The sequence below is a fragment of the Cellulosilyticum sp. genome (assembly GCF_982396655.1).
On record NZ_CEVXFV010000101.1, the window covers coordinates 1 to 3,846 of the forward strand.

At 38.2% G+C, this 3,846-nt stretch carries 4 protein-coding genes; 3 read left to right on the forward strand and 1 reads right to left on the reverse strand.

Annotated elements, in window-relative coordinates; genetic code table 11:
• Nucleotides 1-150 precede the first annotated feature (150 nt).
• The 3 genes from AC1VAQ_RS20755 (at nucleotide 151) to AC1VAQ_RS20765 (ending at nucleotide 1,766) form a co-directional block, all read left to right on the forward strand.
• Nucleotides 151-693 (forward strand): ECF transporter S component, encoded by a 543-nt coding sequence (locus AC1VAQ_RS20755; protein ID WP_302599591.1) that lies wholly within the window; start codon nucleotides 151-153, stop codon nucleotides 691-693.
• A complete protein-coding gene (locus tag AC1VAQ_RS20760; protein WP_303244145.1) occupies nucleotides 687-1,304 on the forward strand; it encodes a hypothetical protein in 618 nt (205 codons plus the stop codon). Before AC1VAQ_RS20755 ends, AC1VAQ_RS20760 begins: the two co-directional genes overlap by 7 nt.
• Before the next feature lie 78 nt (nucleotides 1,305-1,382).
• Nucleotides 1,383-1,766: a MerR family transcriptional regulator gene (locus tag AC1VAQ_RS20765; protein WP_479904512.1), complete on the forward strand. Its 384-nt coding sequence runs from the start codon at nucleotides 1,383-1,385 to the stop codon at nucleotides 1,764-1,766.
• An 85-nt stretch (nucleotides 1,767-1,851) separates the two neighbouring features.
• Here AC1VAQ_RS20765 and AC1VAQ_RS20770 read toward each other — a convergent pair whose 3' ends face one another.
• The gene (locus AC1VAQ_RS20770; protein ID WP_303244144.1) at nucleotides 1,852-3,768 is read right to left on the reverse strand and encodes a glycoside hydrolase family 127 protein; all 1,917 of its coding nucleotides are present in this window, start codon (nucleotides 3,766-3,768) and stop codon (nucleotides 1,852-1,854) included.
• Between the last annotated feature and the right edge of the window lie 78 nt (nucleotides 3,769-3,846).

Consider the following 3,846-nt stretch of genomic DNA (forward strand, 5'->3'; position numbering starts at 1 on the left):
TACGGTGGTGTGAGAGGTCGGATAATCAATTAATGGTTATCCTCCTACTCGATTTCTTAACTATTGACATGGCGTTTACTTCAGGTGCTAAATTATAGTTAGAAATATTATAATAGAAAGAATATATTTATAGAAGATAGGGAGATGGGCATGCAAACACAAAATAGTAGTACAAGAAAAATAGTATTAACGGCATTATTTATGGCAATTGGGATGATATTACCTTTTATTACAATGCAGATTCCAAGTATAGGAAATATGCTTCTACCCATGCATTTACCAATTATTCTTTGTGGCTTTCTTTGTGGTGGTCCATACGGGTTTGTAGCAGGAGCGGTGGTACCACTTCTAAGAAGTGTTATATTTGCTGCGCCTCCCTTCATGCCAACAGCTGTGGCCATGGCCTTTGAACTTGCTACTTATGGCTTGGTATCAGGGTTAATGTACAAAAGATTACATGATAAAAAGTGGGGAATTTATATTTCATTAATCAGTGCTATGATTTTAGGGAGAGTGGTATGGGCAGTTGTATCCATAGGACTTTATAGTATGTTAGGCAATGTCTTTACATGGAAGATTTTTGTGATGCAGGCTGTAGCAAATGCCATCCCAGGAATTATCTTGCAGCTTATTTTAATTCCATTATTGGTTTATAAATTAAGCAAACAGGAAAGTAGGAAGTATGTATGCTAGAGAATAAATTAAGGCAAAGTTGTAAAGCACGTTTTATGCCGGCTAAAAAGGCGATAGAAGAGCTGCTTGTAAATTCACATAAGGACGTTTTACTTGTTGCCATAGATGGTAAATGTGCTAGTGGCAAGACGACGCTGGCATATTATCTAAAAGCGTCATATGATTGCAATCTTTTTCATATGGATGATTTTTTCTTACAGGATGCACAGAGAACACCACAGCGTTTAGCTGAGATAGGCGGAAATATAGATTATGAACGCTTTGCTTTAGAAGTAATAGAGCCTGTCAAAAAGAGACAAGACGTTATTTATCGGCCATTTAGCTGCATGGAAAGAAGGATGAAGGAAAGCATTAAGATAACACCTAAGCGACTTAACATTATTGAAGGTTCCTACAGCATGCATCCATACTTTAAAGATCCATATGATATACATATCTTTATGGACATTGCAGCAGCTCAGCAAATAGAAAATATACGAAAGAGAAATGGTGAGGAAAAATTAGTACGCTTTAAAAATGAATGGATTCCTAAAGAAAATGCCTACTTTGAAAAGTTTGGGATAGGTAAAGAGAGTATGCATATAAATTGGTGTGATATTAAAAATAAATAATAAGATTTATATATTGACTTGGAGTAAACTCCAGGGTGTAGCATAAAAGAAAAGCTAGATTTGGAGGAGCGATAGATTATGACTATAGCAGAGGCAAGTAGAAGATTTGATCTAACCGCGAATACATTAAGATATTATGAACGTATAGGCCTTATACCTCATGTAAATCGTAATAAAAGTGGGATTAGAGATTATACAGAAGAAGATTTAGGATGGATTGAGTTTATAAAGTGTATGCGTAGTGCAGGGATTTCCATAGAGGCACTTATAGAATATGTGGCTATGTTTAAGCAAGGTGCTTCAACGGTAAAGGCACGTAAGGCACTTTTAGTGGAGCAGCGCAGACAGCTTGCAGAGCGCATTGAAAATATGCAAGCAACATTGGAAAGGCTAGATATGAAAATTGATGGTTATGAAGAAAGAGTGCTAGTTAAAGAAGCAGAGTTACTAGACGAGAGATAATATGTTAGAAGGAGCTATCGCAAAATCATTTGATATGTGCGGTAGCTCCTTTAAATTAAAAAACAATTAGCAAACTATTTCATGATTACTCAATTTCAGCATTCCAAACGCGCATTTGGGTTAGGCCTCTATTACCCCAAGCATAATAAGGAATTAGCGTGAGTTGGCAAGGGGTAAGGTGTGGCCGATTAAAGGCGTAGAGCGTTTGAGTATCTTGGAGGCGGTAACCCTCAATTTTAATTTCTGTGATGCCATTTAGTTTAACAGGGTCATATGCCTGTGGAACTGGAGTGGCATCTTTTTTGATATAGAGGGAAAGAATGTCTTCATTATTATCTATGCCTTCAAGGCAGTAGATAAGGGGGCCTCTTGAAAATGCAACTTTGCCATAGTCACTGCTTACCTTAGAATTTGCAAAGATTCGTTTGGTGCACATATCAAAGGTGACAGTTAAGTCATCTGTAGGTGCAAAATTCTTTGTAATATAAGCATACCCATCTTTGATAATATAGTCTGTTTTTTGGTCATTAAGTAAGATAGTAGTATGGGCACTCCAGAAAGGCAATCTGATAGCTAATGTTAAAGGCATTGTATCATGAGTAGGTTCAAAGGTATAAGAGACAGTATCATCATAAGGGTAAGCAGTAGTGACATTAAGTTTGCCTTGTGGCAGTTTAAGGGTGCCGCCAATGAATAGATGTGAATAAACAGTATTATCTTCTATGCTCCAAGCATATTGCGCAAGAGAAGATATCAGTCTAGCTACATTAGGTGGGCAGCAAGCGCAGGTAAACCATTTAGGTCTTTGCGGTAAAGTATGACGATGTGTAACCGCCTTGCCAGATATGCCAGGAATGACTTCAAGAGGATTAACATAGAAGAATTTTGTACCATCATGTTCCATGCCAGCTAAGACACAATTATATAAGGCACGCTCCATCGTATCGGCATATTGGCTGTTTTTCTCTAAGTCTAACATTTTACGGGCAAAGAAAATAAGGCCAATGGCAGCACAAGTTTCGCCGTAAGTGGTATCGTTAGGGAGATGATAATCTTCTGTAAAGGCTTCGCCTTCATAAGCTGAACCTATGGCGCCAGTTACGTACATGCGCGCAGATGTAATATTATGCCACAAGGTTTTACAAGCTTTTACAAGGCTTTCATCATGCGTGCTTTTAGCCACATCTGCCATGCCGGTGTAGAGATATACTGCGCGAACTGCATGACCTACGGCTTTCGTTTGCTCGCGTACAGGAAGGTGAGATTGGGTATATTCTTTGTCCTGCGCATTTGCATTCCAGACTGTCCAATTCCTTTGTTCACATTCTTTAATGAAGTAGTCAGAATCTACACCTCTTACATTGATGAAATGAGTGGCAAGCTCTAGATACTTGGTATTTTGGGTATAGTGATATAAACGCATGAGTGCAAGCTCCACTTCAGGGTGTCCAGGAAAGCCAGGTGTATTTTCTTCAATGAAACGGTGGTATATATGGTTTGCCATATTTTCCATAATCTCTAGAAGTTTGGTTTTGCCAGTACATTCAGCATATGCAACGGCTGCTTCTATCATATGTCCCGCACAATAAAGTTCATGAGCTTCTAGTAAGTTTGTCCATCTTTTATCGGGCTCTTTCACAGTAAAATAAGTATTCAGATAGCCATCTTTATGCTGTGCTCTGCCAATTAAGTCAATAAGCTCATCACAGCGTTCTTCAAGCGCCTTGTCAGGCGTAATAAGCAAAGAATAAGCAGCAGCTTCTAACCACTTGGCAACATCACTGTCTTGAAAGACCATACCATAAAATGTATCTTCACAGTTACCTGTTTCGAGCATCTTGGCGGCGGCTTTAAAATTATCTATGGCATGACTTTTTTCAGCACCAGGCACTGCATCATGTAGAACTTTCTCTTGATAAGGAATAACCACATCTTTTATAAGCTTTTCATATTGTCCCCAAAACTTATCCGAAATCTTAAAATCCTTGAGTAAATCAGTCATTATTCAAACCTCCCTAAGTACAAATATAGAGAAACCAACTAAAACCTTGAAATATACATGTACGTAAATAGGTTTCTC

What these genes read in the sequence shown, in the direction of transcription:
- AC1VAQ_RS20765 (WP_479904512.1), top strand. Translation starts at nt 1,383, where the DNA reads ATGACTATAGCAGAGGCAAGTAGAAGATTTGATCTAACCGCGAATACA.
- AC1VAQ_RS20760 (WP_303244145.1), top strand. Translation starts at nt 687, where the DNA reads ATGCTAGAGAATAAATTAAGGCAAAGTTGTAAAGCACGTTTTATGCCG.
- AC1VAQ_RS20755 (WP_302599591.1), top strand. Translation starts at nt 151, where the DNA reads ATGCAAACACAAAATAGTAGTACAAGAAAAATAGTATTAACGGCATTA.
- AC1VAQ_RS20770 (WP_303244144.1), bottom strand. Translation starts at nt 3,768, where the DNA reads ATGACTGATTTACTCAAGGATTTTAAGATTTCGGATAAGTTTTGGGGA.